Below are 15,315 nucleotides of genomic sequence, written 5' to 3'. Positions count from 1 at the left end.
GGCTCATGCTACGAACGCCCCCGCCGCGAATCGAGGGGGTTGCGAGCCGCGGAGGGGAACGTAGGTTGAGGGGATGAGCAATCTCAGCAAAGGCGACCGCGTCAGTTGGAACACCCCGCAGGGCCGCACCCGCGGGCACGTGGTCGAGAAGAAGACGCATGACTTCGAGTTCGCCGGGCAGCATTTCACCGCGACATCCGACGACCCGGCCTTCGTCGTCGAATCGGAGAAGAGCGGCGCTCAAGCGGCCCACAAGGGATCGGCGCTGCGCAAACTGAAGGACTGATTGAATTGACGGGTGCTAACGCCTGAGATCCCGCCAGCCCGCTCCGTGCTTTCCCCGGACGTCACCAACATCGCCACCTACGAATTCGGCGACCCGGATGCGCCCACCGTCTTCGCAGTGCACGGTTTCGCGTCGAGCGCGCTGCTGAACTGGCATTCCACCGGGTGGATCCGCGACCTGCTGCGTGCGGACTTCCACGTGATCGCGATCGACCAGCGCGGTCACGGCGCGAGCGACAAGCCGCACTCCCCCGACGCGTACACGATGGCCGCGCTCGTCGACGACGTGCTGGCCGTGCTCGACACGTTCATGCTCGACGAGGTGGCGTATGTCGGCTACTCGCTCGGCGCACGGGTCGGCTGGGAGGCGGCGCGCGAGCTGCCCGAGCGCATCACGAAGGCGGTGCTCGGGGGCATCCCCGACGGCGACCCGCTCACGCGCTTCCAGGTCGATGCGGCCCGCGCGCACATCGAACGCGGCCACGTCGTGGAGGACCGGCTCACCGGCGCGTATCTGCAGATGGCGAGCGGCATCGAGGGCAACGACCTGACCGCCCTCGTCGCCCTCGTCGAGGGCATGCGCGGCGGCCCGCAGCCGAGCGCCGATAACGCGCCCGACCAGCCGACGCTGTTCGCCACCGGAAGCGAAGACGGAATCCTGCCGAAGTCGCGCGCACTGGCCATGGCGGCGGAAGGCGAGTTCTTCGAGATCCCCGGCCGCAACCACTTCAACGCGCCCACCTCGCGGGCGTTCCGCGACGCCGCGCTCGAGTTTTTGCGGGCGCCCGCGGGTTGAGCCTGTCGAAACCCCGCGGGTTGAGCCTGTCGAAACCCTGCGGGTTGAGCCTGTCGAAACCTAGCCCGCGCTGTCCTTCAGCACCTCGTCGAGGTCGTACAGCGCGAACCATCTTTCGGCAGACGCCCGCGCCGCCGGCGTGAGCACCGAGTACGGGCGCGGTTTACGCCCGCGCTCGAGCACGGTGCGCTCGAGGTAGTCGCGCACGAGCCAGACGTCGATCGGATCGGAGTCGGTGACGTCGAGCGCGGCTGACACCCGCTCGTCGTCCATTCCCAGGGTGCGCTGCAGGTCGGCCTCGCTGAGGCCCGCCAGCTCGAGGTTGGCCCGCTGTTCTTCGCTCGTGGCGGCGCGCTCGCGTTTGTTCAACGTCATGCGTCTATTCTCGCCGCGAGCGAGCTCAGCCGCCGGTCCAGCCTTCGGCATAGACCTCGACACCGGCTTGGGCGCATTCCGCCTTCGCCTCGGCGAACGCGCTCGACCAGCTTTCGGTGGCGGGGTCGAACGTGGTCGGCGCACCCGGGCGACCCTCGCCGACGGCCACTTTCATGTCTTTCACGGCATCGGAAAGGTCGGTGCCGATCGACGTGTCGATACGCTGCACGAGTCGGCCGACCAACTGGTGTGACGCGCGCAGTTCCTGTTGCCCGACACGTCCCTCGACGAACGCGACGCCCTCGTTGTGCAGCAGCGTGTTGACGTCGATCAACTCCGCGCAGATCTCCTGCGGGGTCGGCGACTGGGTGATGGTCATTCCATAGGTCACGTCGGACGTCGGCGTCGGGGCGGCGGTCTGCACGGTGTCGGTGGATATCGGGGCGGCGGTGCATCCGGAGAGAGCGGATGACACGGCCACCGCCACGGCAATCGCGGCAGCGCGGCGGTACGTCGGGTTCCCCATCCGCACAGCATCCCAGCAACCGGGAAAGGTGACAACAATTTTGCTCGCTTTCTACAAATAGATAGTGCTACTCTCTATTCATTCCAGCTCCCCAAACGAAACGAGCGCAACCATGACCGCCACCTCCACCCACGTCGTTCTCGGCGGCAACGGCATCATCGGGCGCGAGACCGTTCGCGCACTGGTCGAACATGGCGAGGCACCCGCCTCCGTCGGACGTCGCGCTTCGACCGCGCAGGGCGTGCGTTCGGTGATCGGCGACCTCCTCGACCCGGCGGCCGTGAGTCTCGCGCTGCGAGGAGCCGAGGTCGCCTACCTGACGGCGGGGCTGCCGTATTCCAGTCGCGTCTGGGCCGAGCAGTGGCCGATCGTCATCCGCAACGCGATCGACGCCGCGGTCGAGCACGGCACCCACCTCGTCTACTTCGACAACGTGTACGCCTACGGCCTGGTCGACGGCGCAATGACCGAGCAGACCGCCATCGATCCGTGCAGTAAGAAGGGGCGCGTGCGGGCATCCGCGCTGCAGACGCTCGCCGCGGCATCCGATCGCGGACTCGACGTGACCACCGTGCGCAGCGCCGACTTCTACGGTCCCGGCGCGACGACGAGCGTGTTCAACTCGTTCGCCCTCGACAAAATCGCCGCGGGCAAGACGGGCACCTGGCTCTTCGACGCCGACCAGCCGCACTCGCTCACGTACACCCCCGACATCGGCGACGCGCTCGCCCTCGTCGGCAGAACACACGAAGCGCGCGGCGGCACCTGGCACGTTCCGACGGCGCCCGCGCTCACCGGCCGCCAGTACATCGAGCTCGCCGGCGGCCGGGCCGGCGTGATGGGCAACACGATGATGCGCATCGGCTCGCTATTCAACTCCGCGGCGCGGGAGACGCTCGAAATGGCGTACCAGTACACGGCCCCGTACGTCTTCGACTCGCGTGCGTTCGAGACGACCTTCGGGGTGGCGGCGACGCCGGTCGCGCGGGGCATCGAAGCGTCGCTCGCGGCGGCCCGGCCCACGGCTCAGCGTGCACAATTGGCTGTATGACCGAACTCGCCGCCGTCGCGACCGAGCTCTACGCCCTGCTGCCGACGGAGTTCACCGCCGCCCGCAACGCGCGCGCGAAGAGCGAGGGCGGCACCCTCGGCACCGAGGTCAAGTCGCTGCCGAGACCGTCGGCGGCCGCGTGGGCCGTCAACCTGCTCGCGCGGGAGCGGCCCGACGACGTCGCTCAGCTGTTCGCGCTCGGTGACTCACTGCGGAACGCGCAAGACGGCTTCGATCGCGCGACGCTCACGAAGCTCGGCTCGCAGCGGCGGGCCCTGGTCGCGGCACTCGCGAAGCAGGCGGGTTCCCTCGCCGCCGACGCGGGGCATCCGGTGAATGCGGCGGCCATCATCGATGTCGAACGGACCCTGCAGGCCGGCATGTCGGATGCTGCCGCTGCCGCGGCCGTGACATCCGGACGGCTGGTGCGGGCGCTCTCGGGCGACGGCCTCGAAGCCGTCGACCTCGACGACGCGGTGGCCGGTCCGCTGCCACACGCCCGGGCGCGCGGGAAGGCGAAGACCCCCGTGAAGAAGGCGCCGTCGAAGAAGAAGGTCGAGGCCGCGGATGCTGCGGTCGCCACCGCACGGGCGGCCGCCGCCGACGCCGAGCGCACGGCGCGTCAGGCGGGCAGCGCGAAGGAGTCGCTGACGCTCGAGCGCGAGGAACTGCGCGAGCACCTCGCCGACGTGGAGGGCGAACTCGCCGATGCGGCACGGGCGTTCGAGGCGGCCGAGCGCAAGCGCACGACAGCCGCGCGGGCGCTGGAGAAGGCCGAGCGCGAGCGGGCGACGCTGCTGGTTGAGTAGGTCGCTCAGCGACCGTATCGAAACCTCGCGAGGGTTTCGATACGCGCCCTAGAGGGCGCTACTCAACCGGCAGCGAGCCGCGCGACCTTCAGCGCCAGGTAGCGGCGTTCGGCCACGCTGACCGTTCCGCGCATCGCGGTGCCGTACGCCTCCACCGCGCCGACGGCATCCCCGGCGAGCTCGAGCAGGTGCCCGCGCACCACGTCGAACCGGTGCGTGTGCGCCAGCCCCGCCTCCCCCGCGATCGTTCCGAGCAGGGCGAGTCCGGCGAGCGGCCCGTCGACCATCGCGACCGCGACGGCGCGGTTGAGCGTGACCACCGGTCCCGGCGCGATGCGCTCGAGCACGGTGTACAGCGCGAGGATCTGCGGCCAGTCCGTGTCATCCGGGGTCGCGGCCTCGTCGTGCAGCGCGGCGATCGCCGCCTGCAGCTGGTACGGCCCGACCGCGACTGAGCCGAGGGTGGCGGTCAGCAGCGCGGTGCCCTCGGCGATGAGCGCGGCGTTCCAGAGCCTGCGGTCCTGTTCGGCGAGCGGAACGAGCATGCCGTCGGGCAGTTCGCGGGCTGCCCGGCGGGCGTCGGTGAGCAGCATCAGGGCGAGCAGCCCTGCTACCTCGCCGTCCGCCGGGAGGCTGGCCCGCAGCATCCGGGCTATGCGGATCGCCTCGTCCGTCAGGTCCGCGCCCGCGGCGACCGACCGCGAACCTGGCGTGTAGCCCTCGTTGAAGATCAGGTAGAGCACCTGCAGCACGACGGCGAGCCGCGCGTCAAGGTCGTGTGCGGGAGGCGGCTCGAAGCGCAGCCCGGCCGCGCGGATCTGCTGCTTCGCCCGGCTGATGCGCTGCGCGACGGTCGATTCGGGCACGAGAAACGCGCGCGCGATCTCGGCCGTCGTCAGCCCGCCCACGGCGCGCAGGGTGAGCGCGAGCTGCGACGGCTGCGAGAGCGCCGGGTGGCAGCACAGGTAGAGCAGGGTGAGAGAGTCGTCGTCGCCGGGCACGGCCGTCGCAACCTCGAGCGCGGCGACACTGTATTCGCGCTCGCGGCGGGCGATGTCGCTGCGCAGCGAGTCGATGACCCGGCGCGAGGCGACCGTGATGAGCCAGGACCGCGGATGATCCGGAATCCCGTCAGTGCTCCATGCGGTCGAGGCGGCGAGCAGCGCCTCCTGGGTGGCGTCTTCGGCGGCCGACCAGTCGCCGTAGCGGCGGGCGAGCACGCCGACGACCTGCGGCGCGAGTTCGCGCAGCAGGCCGACGACGACGCGCTCGTCTGTCACTGCTTGTCTGTCACTGCTCGGGCGGCCCCGACGGGACGGGACGCAGCTCGACCACCTCAGACCACACGACGATCTCGGCGCAGATGTCGAGCGCGCGTTGCTCGCTCGCCACGTCGACCACCCAGAAGCCGATGACCGACTCCTTCGCCTCGGCGAACGGACCGTCGGTCGCGACCGGCTGTCCGTTCTCGAGCCGCACGACCTTGGCCTGGCTGGGGTCGGCGAGTCCCTCGTTGTAAACCATCTCGCCCGAGTCGCGCAGGCGCCCGTCGATGGCGATCATGAACTGGATCATCTCGCCGATCCACTCCGGTGTCTTCGTGGCGCCCATCTCCTCGGCGCTTCCGAACATTGCGATCATGTACTTCATCGTTCACTCCTCGTTTTCGGATGCCCGGGGCGGGCGTCTCACACAGGAGTCGGAGCCGGGCCGGTGTTCTCGACATCACCGTACCGAAACAGCCGGTCGAGTAGGGCCGTCTGCGGCGGGTACCCGCTGGTTGAGTAGGGCCGTCTACGGCCCGTATCGAAACCTCGGCGGGGTTTCGATACGGTCGCTGGGCGACCTACTCAACCAGCACGCTAGCGTCACGGCCGTTCGCCGCCGCCCATTCCGCCACCGCCCATTCCGCCGGCGGCCGCCACGCCCTCGGTCGCCGTGCCCGCCTCGGAGCCGTCGACGTAGACCCTGTACTCGGCATCGGCCACGAGTTTGCTACCCGAGTAGACGACCGACGCGAATTGCTTCTCAGAAGTGAACGACGTGACCACCGTGCCATCCGCGTCTCGGATCTCGACCTCGGAGCCGGCCTCGCCGCTGGCCGTCGCGGCGAGGAAGCCCTGCGCGGAGTCATCGCTCGGGGAGACGACCATGCCCGAGCTGCCGGCAGCGAGCACCGTGCCGCCGCTCACCTCGAGGGTTCCGTTGACGTCGAGCGCGCCGTTGCCGTCGTTCGTCGGCCCGTAGACGGTGAGGGTGCCGCCGCTGATCTCGGCGGATCCGTTCGAGTCGAACCCGTCGCCGTCGGCGTGGATGGTCGTGTCGCCGCCGGTGATGGAGACCATCTCGGTGCCGCCGGTCTCGCCGCCCATGCCGCCGCCCGTGGTCTCGGTCGTCGTGCCGGCCGACGCGTTGATGCCGTCGTCGCTCGCCGTCACGTCGACCGTGCCTTCCGCGACGGTGATGGTGGCGCTCTCGAGCCCCTCGTAGGATTCGGTGACCGCGACCGTGCCGCCGTCGATGAGCAGCGCGGTGTCGGCGTGAACGCCGTCGTCGCCGCTGGCGAGGGTGACCTCGGCGTCGCCGCCCAGGTGGATCGCACCGTTCGAGTGCACCGCGTCGTCGGAGGAGTCGACGTCGATCGTGCCGCCCTCGACGATCACGTAGGTGCCGCCCTTAAGACCCTTGGACGAGGTGTCGGTTACCTGCTTGCTCGCGCCTCCGCCGGCCGCGACCGTGACGGAGCCGCCGGTGATCACGAGGTCGGTCTCGGCGTCGACGCCGTCGCCGGCGGCCGTCACGTCGAGTGTGCCGCCCTGGATGTCGATGTAGCCGCGGGTCAGGTCTTCGTCGTTGTCGCTCTTGAGTCCGTCGCCGCCGACGGTGACCGTGATGTCGCCGTCCTCGACGGTGAGCGAGTCTTTGCCGCGCAGGCCGTCGTCGACCGCGTCCACCGCGATCGTGCCCGACAGCACGACTAGATCGTCGGTCGAGGTGATGCCGTCGTTGCCGTTTCCGTTCACGGTGAGGCTTCCGGTGCCGGTGATGGTGAGATCGGTGTCGGCGTACAGCGCGGCGTTGGCCTCGGCCGTGTCGGCGTACGCGGACGTGTCGCTCAGCGTGTTCTCGCTGCCGTCGGCGAGCGAGACGACCGCGTTGGTCGCCGTGGTGAACGTGATCGCCGATTCCGTTGTGGAGGAGATGTCGGCGCCGTCGAGTACGAGCGCGACGACCCCCTCGTCGACGGAGTCGACCACGATCTGCCCGTCGTCGAGCGTGCCGCTGAGCACGTAGGTGCCGGCCGCCGTGATGGTGACGGTCGATCCGTCGATGGTGACGGTCGATCCGTCGATGGTGACGTTCTCAGAATCGGATGTCGCGGTGTCTCCGTCGAGCGTGATCTCGACGGCGTCGTCCATCGACCACTCGTCGTCGTTCGTCGTGGTGGCGTCTTCGTTCGCGGCGAGCACCGCCTCGGCGGTGAGCGTCGCGTCGACGTCGGCGATGGCCGAGCTGCTCGATGCGGCTGCGTCGGTGGCCTCTGTTGTCGTTGTCGCACAGGCCGTGAGGATCACGGCGCCGAGCAGCAGGGAGGTGAGGGTCATTGGGAGGGCGAACTTTTTGCGCATGATGTGGGTCCTAAGCGTCGAAGTGGTGGCGCAGTACGCGCGCCCATTTGTTGGAGGGAAGATCGTGCCGCATGGCGGCTAAGCCGGTTCCGAATTTGGAGATCGTGGCCGGGCGGTGTCCGTGCGACCAGAGGAGTCGGTCGACGTCGCTGGTGCGCTGACCAGACTTGGTCTCGATGATCACCGAGCGCGGCAGCCGCAGAACTGCGCCGTCGTTGGTCTCCCAACTGAGGTCGGTGTCGACGGTCGCGCGGCTCTGCGAGTTCGGCACATACAGAGTCGCTCGGCGGTAGCGGGTGACCAGGGTGGGCACGAGGTCGAGTTGCTCCGGGTGGTCGATTCCGATGCCATCGAGGGCCGCATCCGCATATTCGCGCCCGTCGGGTGTGAGGGCGTCGCGGTCGCGCATCAGGTAGGGCAGGCGGTCTTTTATCGTCGTGCCGCGGGCGCCGCGCGTCTTCATCTCGAGGTACGACTCGGCGGTGTCGACGTAGCTGCGCGTGCGTAGCTTGAAGCGCCGGCGGCGTCCGGTGGCTGCCATGCGGTAGCTCAGCAGTCCGGGGGTGTCGAAGTAGACGGACTCATAGTTGGATGCCCGCTGCCCGTCGATCTCGAGAACGCGCGTCGTCGCATCCAATTTTTCGAGCACGGCATCCGCCTCGTGCGCCCGAAGGATGTACTTGCGGTCGACCCGGGTCTGCAGCGCGGCGGCGGCGATCAGCTCGTCGAGCGAGATGGTGTCGAGGTGGTTCATCGGGTGCTCCCTACGAGGTCGCGCTGCTCGGCGTCATCCGCTGCCAGGAACCGCGCCTGGGTGGGCGGCTTGCTGATGGCCTGGTAGCGCACGTCGACCAGGGTCGTGTCGTTCACGAGGTCGAGGTGCTGCACGGTGACCTTCTGAACGCGGGCGCCGAGCATGCGCTCGAGTTCGAGCCGCAGTTTGGTCTCGTCGGCGTAGGCCGTGTCGAGCTGCACCGTCTGCTGGCGGTACTGCTTGAACAGGCGCGGGTTGTCGCCGACGAACAGCACCAGCACGATGAGCGCCATCAGGGCGATTACGAGCGGGTTGATAGTCGTGCTGAGTCCGGCCATCAGGCCGAGCGCGAGGGACGCGAAGTAGTAGGCGACCTCGGTCTGCGAGATCTCAGACGACCGCAGCCGGATGATCGACAAGACGCCGAAGAGGCCGAGCCCCAGGCCGACGCCGACCTCCGAAGAGCCCAGCACGGTCGCCACGGCGAGCACGCCCACGTTGACGCCGAGGAATGCGACCACGAGATCGCGGCGCCGGTGACGCGGGAAATACATGCCGAACGTCATGATCGAGATGGCGAACAGATCGATGGCGATCATTACGGCGGAAACCATGGTGCGCTCCTGGGTTACTAGTCGGTGAACGAGGTGTGACTAGTTAGACAGGGGCGGCTATGCGGTTTCTATGTGGGGGCTGTGGTTCTAGGCTCCCACGTCAGCACCGGTGCTCAGAGCCAGACGAGCGGCGGCGACCAACGCATCGGCGTACTTTCCAAGTTTCGGCAATATCTCACCCGCAGACTCCACGTTGACAAGCGGGATCCCCACCTTCGTGCAGTTCTCCCGAACTTTGTTAGACGTCGAATGCCCCATCTTCCCGGTGATGCAAATCACAATCGTTTGTGAGTCCCGGGTACCTTTGATTTGCGCATCCAGATTTCGCGGAGGTTTGGACTTCTCACAGGGGACCCATACAAGTCGAGATCTGTCGACATTCAGTTTCGCAAGTAGTGATTCCGCAACAGACCTGTCTGGTTGGCCGCCGACGACAAGAAGTTTGAAGTCTTGTAGCGCGTCTGCGCGAGCTTCCCACCTTTCCGATTCAGTTGGTGAGTTCGGCACCGTTTGGAAGAAGACCCGCTCCGGCGGAGCGGGTAGTACGCGCCCAACCGTTACACCAGCAGGCCAGCATTCGGCGGCGATCGCGAGGTGCAACTCGGATGCATGCTGCATGGCCCCGATGTCAATCGCGAGAATAGTGGCGTTAGCGTCCTTGCCAAGGTACTTTACGTCCAGTGTTCGCTCTCTAAACGAATCAGCGTTCTTGAGCGGGGGCCGGCTCAGCAGAGCCTTCATTGCTCGATGCACCCCTTTGGACATGCCTGCCGGCACGCTACTGCCGCTGCTGCATACTCGCGTCGCGTAGAAGTGACTCACTGCTCCATGCGTTTCACTGCCCATTGCGACGCGTTCATCGCGCTCCCATTCGACAAAACGAACCCAGAAACGACTTTGTTCCACTGGAGAGCTGAAAGTTGAAAGCGCCAGACCAGGGTCAAAGACGATCGTCCTCACGAATCGAGCCCGGCTTGCATCGTCCTAGCTACAGCTTTCATAATCGCGAGCGAGTCAGAATCCTGCGCGTCAAAGAACCCCGTGGGCCATTCCGACATGTCCCCGAATTGATCGATCGAAAGGGTGCGGAGAGTCGACGCTCCGTTCTCCTGCTCCACGAATATGACCGCTATGCCGTCGCTAGGCGTACGGCCCTCAGCAACACGACGACGCAGGCGAGTCACGAGATACTCACTATGGGTCTCTACTATGAGTCGAACGTCAGGGCGGGCGAACAAGAAGAAGTCTGCCAGGCGGGACTGGACCGCGGGATGCAGGTGAAGTTCGGGCTGCTCAATCAAAAGTATTGAATTCTCGTCGATAGCCAATGCCGCGACTAAGACCGGAAGCAGCTGGCTTGCACCCACGCCAATCGTCGTAAGGTCTCGATGAACGCCCTCAACTCTAAGTCGAACGCCGCGTCCCAGTTTCCCGTGATCGATCACCTCAATGTGGTCTCCAATGCCCAAGTACTCGCACCAGCGACTGACCGCTTCCGGTAGCCTCTCTGTTCGGGTTTTACCATCCCAATCGCCATACGTCACCCGATGATCTTTTAGCCGGGTTAGCACTTCGGCAGTCAACTCGCCACGAATACCAACAGGCAAAGATTCCATTCGCTCGTCCCAAGCGCTATGGACAACCCTCGGTTCGTCCCTCAGCGGCCCGAGGTATGCGATATCGTCCGCCGTGTTCTCAATTTCCTCCCCCACTGTCGCGAGTAGGTGTAGAGCTAGCTCGTGTTCGCTTGCCACCACGTTCTCTACGAGCCCTTGATAGCGCGTGGGATTCCGCCCGTCGAAACGAGCGCCATTGGTCGAAATGACCACCCAGGGGTTCCGAGAACGCTGACGAATAGCCAAATCCACCAGCTCTTGGCGGACATTCGCTTCCATTGATCGCCACTCTTGAAGTGACCACCGAGTTCGATACATCGGCGACTGATCTTCAATCGGTTCGATTTCGGGGTGCGAGGCCATGAACTCCCGTTTGTTCACCAGCAAACTGAGTTCATTCGTCACAAAGGAACGTAGCCGGTTTGGGTTCTCCTGAACGTTGGGGCTCTTGAAGCTCGAGTCCTCGACGTAGCCGTTATAGGTTTTTTCTATCCACGAGGCCGATCTGATCAGTGCGATTCCCACCGGCATCAAACCTCGCAGAACCAAATACATCCTGTTTGCAGCGCGTCGTTGGTTCTCCGTAGATATTCGGAGCACCGTTAGTGAATCGTCCCTGAGCAGGTCAGATAGCGCCTTTACGTCTGCCCGGTTCAGCCGAGTCACCGTCGCCTCGAAAACAACTGTTGCGTCGGCTAGGTCCAAAATCTCGACATCAACGACGGTGAGCCTAGGTCCGTTTGGGGCAAGGGAAAACTGCACTTTCATTTCAGGAGCGGTCTGTCCTTGCGATCTACCTTCGACCGGAGAGAATTCGAAGGCGAGCTCGAGACTCTTTTGACCGTTACGCACCACGTCATCAGGCGCACCCAGACGCACCAGTCGACCGTTGAGCGCAAGCTCGCCTCCTCCGGCACTTGACTGCGATAGGAGCAATAGTGATTGCAAAAGTGACGATTTTCCGGAGCTGTTGGTACCGCTCACAACGCTTAACCGTCGCCCGTCGAGTTTCAATCGAGCTGACACGAGCGATTTGAAATCACTAACTCCCCAAGACAACATGCGTTCAAACTACTAGTAAATCTCAGCATTATTGAATTCTGACGGGAGTCAGCTACCCCCACAACTGGCCTCTGTCGAGGGAGGCTCAGCTAGTGCAGGATGAGACGGACGCTCGGCCGTGAGCGTCACGACGACAGGATCCGCGAATGCCCGCAGGTGATTCCGCCGCACTCGAGTCGCACCGCCAGGGCTTGCTGGCCGGAGAACTCGAACGCCTCGCGACCGCCGCAAAGGAAATGGAACGACGCTTTGCTGCGGCCGCACACAGCGAGCGGCGCCTAGCGCACACACTCGAAGTGCTCGAGAGCCGCGGCTACACGGTGTTGGCCGACCGTCGGTGGCCGAAAAGCCGTCGCGCGCAGGTCGACTTCATCGTCGCTGGTCCGGGCGGAGTCTTCATCGTCGACGCCAAAGCGTGGCGCGACGTGACTGTCGCCGGCGGGGCCGTCTTTCGGGATCAGGCGGATGTCACGGATGACTTCGCCAACATCGCTGACCTAGCCGACTCCACCCGCACAATTCTCGCGGACATCGGGCTAGCGCCCGGCGAAGTTCACGCGCTGGCGGTTTTCACTGACAAGCGGAACTTCAAGAGCACGGACCTCTACGGGGTCACCCTCCTCTCCGAAGCTGAGGTGGTGACGCGCATCTCGCGAGCGGGCGCGCGACTCTCCACCGCTCAGTTGGCGAACGTCGTCGAGGCCTTAGACGAGCTTTTTCCCATCTATGAGACCGACAATTCACTGGAGCTGGATCTGTCGTTCGTCGAACCCGTTCTGCCCGAAGACCTACCGGACCTTTTGCCTGAAGCCGTCTATGTGAACAGATTGACGGCCGCCGAGATCGAGAGCGCACTCGTCGAGGGAGTGATGGCGCTTCCGATCGAAGATTGGATGGCGTTCCTGCACCCGACGCAGGCGAAGCTCGTGAATCGGACCTTTTCCGGTCCTTCGCGGATTCGCGGCGCTGCCGGGACGGGAAAGACCGTCGTCGGTTTGCATCGCGCGGCCTATTTGGCGCGATCGAATCAGGGCAAGGTACTCGTTACGGCGTTCGTCCGAACCCTCCCTGCGGTGCTCGAATCGCTACTCGCGCGGCTCGCTCCCGATGTGAGTGACCGCGTCGAGTTTCACGGCGTCTATTCGTTCGCCCTCGACGTACTCAAACAGCGAGGCGTGCACGTCAATCTTCAACATGAAGAGGCTGAGAGCCTCTTCGACGCCACTTGGTCCCGTTATGGCGCCGACCTTGAGGTGCTCGACCCTTCAGCCGATTACTGGCTCGACGAGATCAATGCAGTGATCAAAGGCCGTGGCATCCGGACCATCGATCAGTACTCCGCTCTGGCGCGTTCCGGGCGACGTCGACGGCTGACTGTCGAGCAGCGCCGCCACGTGTGGCGCTTCTACGTTGCCTACGAGAAGGCTCGAATCGCAGCCCAGATCTACGACTTCCCCGATGTCATCCTGCACGCCGCTGCCTCGCTACGGACGAAGCCGCTCGAAGGCTACAGCGCGGTCATCATTGACGAGGCTCAGGATCTCACGTGCATGATGGTGCGAATGTTGCACTCGCTCGTTGGCAACAAGCCCGACGGGCTCAACCTGATCGGCGACGGCCAACAGACGATCTACCCTGGCGGCTTCACTCTTGCCGAGGCGAATGTGTCGATCGCTGGCCGCGGCGTTGTCATGACCACGAACTACAGAAATACCTTCGAGATCGTAGAGTTCGCCGCCTCGCTTGTCGCCGGCGACGAATTCGTCGACATCGAGGGCGCGATAAGCATGGCGGATGCTTCACAGGAGATCCTGAGGCACGGCCCCGCCCCAATGATTACACGGTTCGCTTCAACCACCCTCCACGACGAATCGCTTGTGGACCACGTTCTGGCTGTCAAGGCGACGGGCACGAGTTACGGCGATGTGGGTGTGCTCGCACTCGCCAATTGGCAGGCTGCTCACATGGTCAAGGCGCTGCAGGCTGCCGGAATCCCCACGGTTGAGCTGACGCATTACAGCGGTCAAGCAGTTGATGCGGTGAAGGTCGGAACCGTTCACCGGGCGAAGGGGCTCGAGTTCAAACAGGTACTGATGGCACGTACACCCCGCTCACTTCTCGAATCTGCACCCGCCGCTGACAACGCATCGAGCGAGCGTCGAGAACTTGATCGCCGCGCACTGTATGTGGCGATGACGCGAGCGCGTGACGGGCTGTGGGTCGGCGTTTCGTAGGCCCCTGTGCCGCATCCGTTACATACAGTTGCGTTGTAGGGGCACCTTGCTCCTCACGATGTTTCAAAGGAGAACGTCATGAGCGCATATCACTCGTCAAACCCGTCGGATCCCGACGTCTATCATGATCACGAACATTGCCCCACGGGACAACAGATCCCCGCGAGCAATCGTGTTTCCGGTACCGGCGGAAACGACCGCTGTAAGCAATGCATCGCTATGGGTTAATAAAGAGCAAAATGCTCGTCGAGCCTTAGCTGCCTGACGTCGCAGTTACGCACGAGGGCGAGCCGCCGCCATGTTGGATAGTGATAGTGGCGGCTCGCTTTTCGAAAGCAGGCTTCGATACGGTCGCGGAGCGACCTACTCAACCGGCAGGTGTGAGCACGAGCTTGCCTGACCCGCGCGATGACTGCAGGTGAGCCATTGCCTCGGATGCATCCGCCAGCGGATGCGCGGCGTCGATCACGGGCGCCAGCTTGCCCGCTTCGACGAACTCAGTGAGCATGGCGAGGTCGGCGGCGGTTGTCAGCGAGATCAGGCCCTTCAGCTTCTGCTTTGAGCCGATGGCCCGCAGCGGTGCCGTCATCGCGCGACCGACGCCGCCGGTGAAGCGGCCGCCGGCCTCTCCCCCGACGATCACAAGCGTGCCGTCGGGTGCCAAAACGCCGCGCAGATCGCCGAACGTGTGCGTGCTCGCCATGTCGACGATCAGGTCGTAGCGCTCCCCCGACCGGGTGAAGTCGGTCGTCGTGTAGTCGATGACCTCGTCGGCGCCGAGCGAGCGCACCAGGTCGAGCTTCGCGGTGCTGGCGACGCCGGTGACGTGTGTGCCGAACGCCTTCGCGAGCTGGGTTGCGAAGATGCCGACACCGCCGGACGCTCCGATGATCAGCACCTTCTGCCCGGCCTGCACGTGACCGGTGTCGCGCAGCGCGTGCAGGGCGGTGGCCGCGGACGTGGGGATCGCCGAGGCCTGCTCGAACGAGAGCGAGGCCGGCTTCGGGGCGATCTTCTTGACCGAGGCGCGGGCATACTCGGCGAGACCGGCGTCGACGACGCCGAACACCTCGTCGCCGGGCCTGAAGGCCGTGACACGAGGGCCGACGGAGTGCACCAGCCCCGCGACATCCATGCTCCTGATTCTTTGTCTGGGACCTTTGAATCCCACGAACGGGCGCATGATCAGCGGCAGTCCCGTCATGAGATGGATGTCGCCGATGTTGAGCGAGGTGGCGCGCACCTCGATCAGCACGTCGTCGTCGCCGATCGTCGGCATGGGCACGTCGTCGAGGTGCAGCACAGACGAGTCGCCGTATCGGTCTTGCACTATCGCTTTCATCAGTTGGAACCTCCGTATTGGAAGACGTCGTCGAGCGGAACCTTGAATTCGCGCGCGATCTGGAACGCCACCTCGAGCGAGGGCGAATAGCGTCCCTGCTCGATGGCGATGATGGTCTGGCGGGTGACGCCGATGCGCTCCGCCAGGTCGGCCTGCGTCATCTCGCCGGTTGAGGCGCGCAACGCACGGATGTTGTTAGTGACACTCGTCGCCTTGACCACG

16 protein-coding genes are annotated in these 15,315 nt (G+C 65.1%); 5 read left to right on the top strand and 11 right to left on the bottom strand.

Annotated elements, in window-relative coordinates:
• The first annotated feature begins 73 nt into the window (after positions 1-73).
• Together ACLQ6X_RS13225 and ACLQ6X_RS13220 are read left to right on the top strand one after the other, a co-directional pair.
• The gene (locus ACLQ6X_RS13225; protein ID WP_411700617.1) at positions 74-286 is read left to right on the top strand and encodes a DUF2945 domain-containing protein; all 213 of its coding nucleotides are present in this window, start codon (positions 74-76) and stop codon (positions 284-286) included.
• A 45-nt stretch (positions 287-331) separates the two neighbouring features.
• The gene (locus tag ACLQ6X_RS13220; protein WP_411700616.1) at positions 332-1,081 is read left to right on the top strand and encodes an alpha/beta fold hydrolase; all 750 of its coding nucleotides are present in this window, start codon (positions 332-334) and stop codon (positions 1,079-1,081) included.
• 60 nt (positions 1,082-1,141) lie between these two features.
• Here the strand turns inward: ACLQ6X_RS13220 and ACLQ6X_RS13215 are convergent, their stop codons facing one another.
• Both ACLQ6X_RS13215 and ACLQ6X_RS13210 read right to left on the bottom strand, forming a co-directional pair.
• Positions 1,142-1,456 carry a DUF2316 family protein gene (locus tag ACLQ6X_RS13215; RefSeq protein WP_411700615.1) on the bottom strand — a complete coding sequence of 105 codons (315 nt, stop codon included), beginning with the start codon at positions 1,454-1,456 and terminating at the stop codon, positions 1,142-1,144.
• Between the two features lie 25 nt (positions 1,457-1,481).
• Positions 1,482-1,982, bottom strand: a complete 501-nt coding sequence (locus ACLQ6X_RS13210; RefSeq protein ID WP_411700614.1) for a hypothetical protein — start codon at positions 1,980-1,982, stop codon at positions 1,482-1,484.
• 112 nt (positions 1,983-2,094) lie between these two features.
• Here ACLQ6X_RS13210 and ACLQ6X_RS13205 point away from each other — a divergent pair, with 112 nt between their 5' ends.
• Positions 2,095-3,033: an NAD-dependent epimerase/dehydratase family protein gene (locus ACLQ6X_RS13205; protein ID WP_411700613.1), complete on the top strand. Its 939-nt coding sequence runs from the start codon at positions 2,095-2,097 to the stop codon at positions 3,031-3,033.
• Complete coding sequence (locus ACLQ6X_RS13200) at positions 3,030-3,842, top strand: transposase (RefSeq protein WP_411700612.1); 813 nt, start codon at positions 3,030-3,032, stop codon at positions 3,840-3,842. Before ACLQ6X_RS13205 ends, ACLQ6X_RS13200 begins: the two co-directional genes overlap by 4 nt.
• Before the next feature lie 62 nt (positions 3,843-3,904).
• Here the strand turns inward: ACLQ6X_RS13200 and ACLQ6X_RS13195 are convergent, their stop codons facing one another.
• The 7 genes from ACLQ6X_RS13195 to ACLQ6X_RS13165 form a co-directional block, all read right to left on the bottom strand.
• Positions 3,905-5,122, bottom strand: coding sequence for an RNA polymerase sigma factor (locus ACLQ6X_RS13195; protein WP_411700611.1), 1,218 nt, complete (start codon positions 5,120-5,122; stop codon positions 3,905-3,907).
• 10 nt (positions 5,123-5,132) lie between these two features.
• Positions 5,133-5,492 carry a YciI family protein gene (locus tag ACLQ6X_RS13190; protein WP_411700610.1) on the bottom strand — a complete coding sequence of 120 codons (360 nt, stop codon included), beginning with the start codon at positions 5,490-5,492 and terminating at the stop codon, positions 5,133-5,135.
• Positions 5,493-5,710: 218 nt separating this feature from the next.
• Positions 5,711-7,471: a carbohydrate-binding domain-containing protein gene (locus tag ACLQ6X_RS13185; protein ID WP_411700609.1), complete on the bottom strand. Its 1,761-nt coding sequence runs from the start codon at positions 7,469-7,471 to the stop codon at positions 5,711-5,713.
• Between the two features lie 10 nt (positions 7,472-7,481).
• Positions 7,482-8,225 carry a polyphosphate polymerase domain-containing protein gene (locus ACLQ6X_RS13180; protein ID WP_411700608.1) on the bottom strand — a complete coding sequence of 248 codons (744 nt, stop codon included), beginning with the start codon at positions 8,223-8,225 and terminating at the stop codon, positions 7,482-7,484.
• Positions 8,222-8,839 carry a DUF4956 domain-containing protein gene (locus ACLQ6X_RS13175; protein WP_411700607.1) on the bottom strand — a complete coding sequence of 206 codons (618 nt, stop codon included), beginning with the start codon at positions 8,837-8,839 and terminating at the stop codon, positions 8,222-8,224. The genes ACLQ6X_RS13180 and ACLQ6X_RS13175 overlap by 4 nt, the downstream gene beginning before the upstream one ends.
• 87 nt (positions 8,840-8,926) lie before the next feature.
• Positions 8,927-9,799, bottom strand: a complete 873-nt coding sequence (locus ACLQ6X_RS13170) for a hypothetical protein (protein WP_411700606.1) — start codon at positions 9,797-9,799, stop codon at positions 8,927-8,929.
• Complete coding sequence (locus ACLQ6X_RS13165; protein WP_411700605.1) at positions 9,796-11,517, bottom strand: AAA family ATPase; 1,722 nt, start codon at positions 11,515-11,517, stop codon at positions 9,796-9,798. The genes ACLQ6X_RS13170 and ACLQ6X_RS13165 overlap by 4 nt, the downstream gene beginning before the upstream one ends.
• A gap of 146 nt (positions 11,518-11,663) precedes the next feature.
• On the opposite strand from ACLQ6X_RS13165, the gene ACLQ6X_RS13160 reads away from it, so the two are divergent.
• A complete protein-coding gene (locus tag ACLQ6X_RS13160) occupies positions 11,664-13,751 on the top strand; it encodes a 3'-5' exonuclease (protein WP_411700604.1) in 2,088 nt (695 codons plus the stop codon).
• A 367-nt stretch (positions 13,752-14,118) separates the two neighbouring features.
• On the opposite strand, the gene ACLQ6X_RS13155 is transcribed toward ACLQ6X_RS13160, so the two are convergent.
• Positions 14,119-15,093, bottom strand: coding sequence for an NAD(P)-dependent alcohol dehydrogenase (locus ACLQ6X_RS13155; protein ID WP_411700603.1), 975 nt, complete (start codon positions 15,091-15,093; stop codon positions 14,119-14,121).
• A complete protein-coding gene (locus ACLQ6X_RS13150) occupies positions 15,093-15,314 on the bottom strand; it encodes a helix-turn-helix transcriptional regulator (RefSeq protein ID WP_411700602.1) in 222 nt (73 codons plus the stop codon). The genes ACLQ6X_RS13155 and ACLQ6X_RS13150 overlap by 1 nt, the downstream gene beginning before the upstream one ends.
• Position 15,315: the final 1 nt, after the last annotated feature.

Origin of the sequence: Conyzicola sp. (genome assembly GCF_046714715.1) — a bacterium.
In the GTDB taxonomy this organism is placed as follows: domain Bacteria; phylum Actinomycetota; class Actinomycetes; order Actinomycetales; family Microbacteriaceae; genus Conyzicola.
Note: the sequence above shows the minus strand (reverse complement) of the source record. Positions and strands in the feature narration are given on the sequence as shown.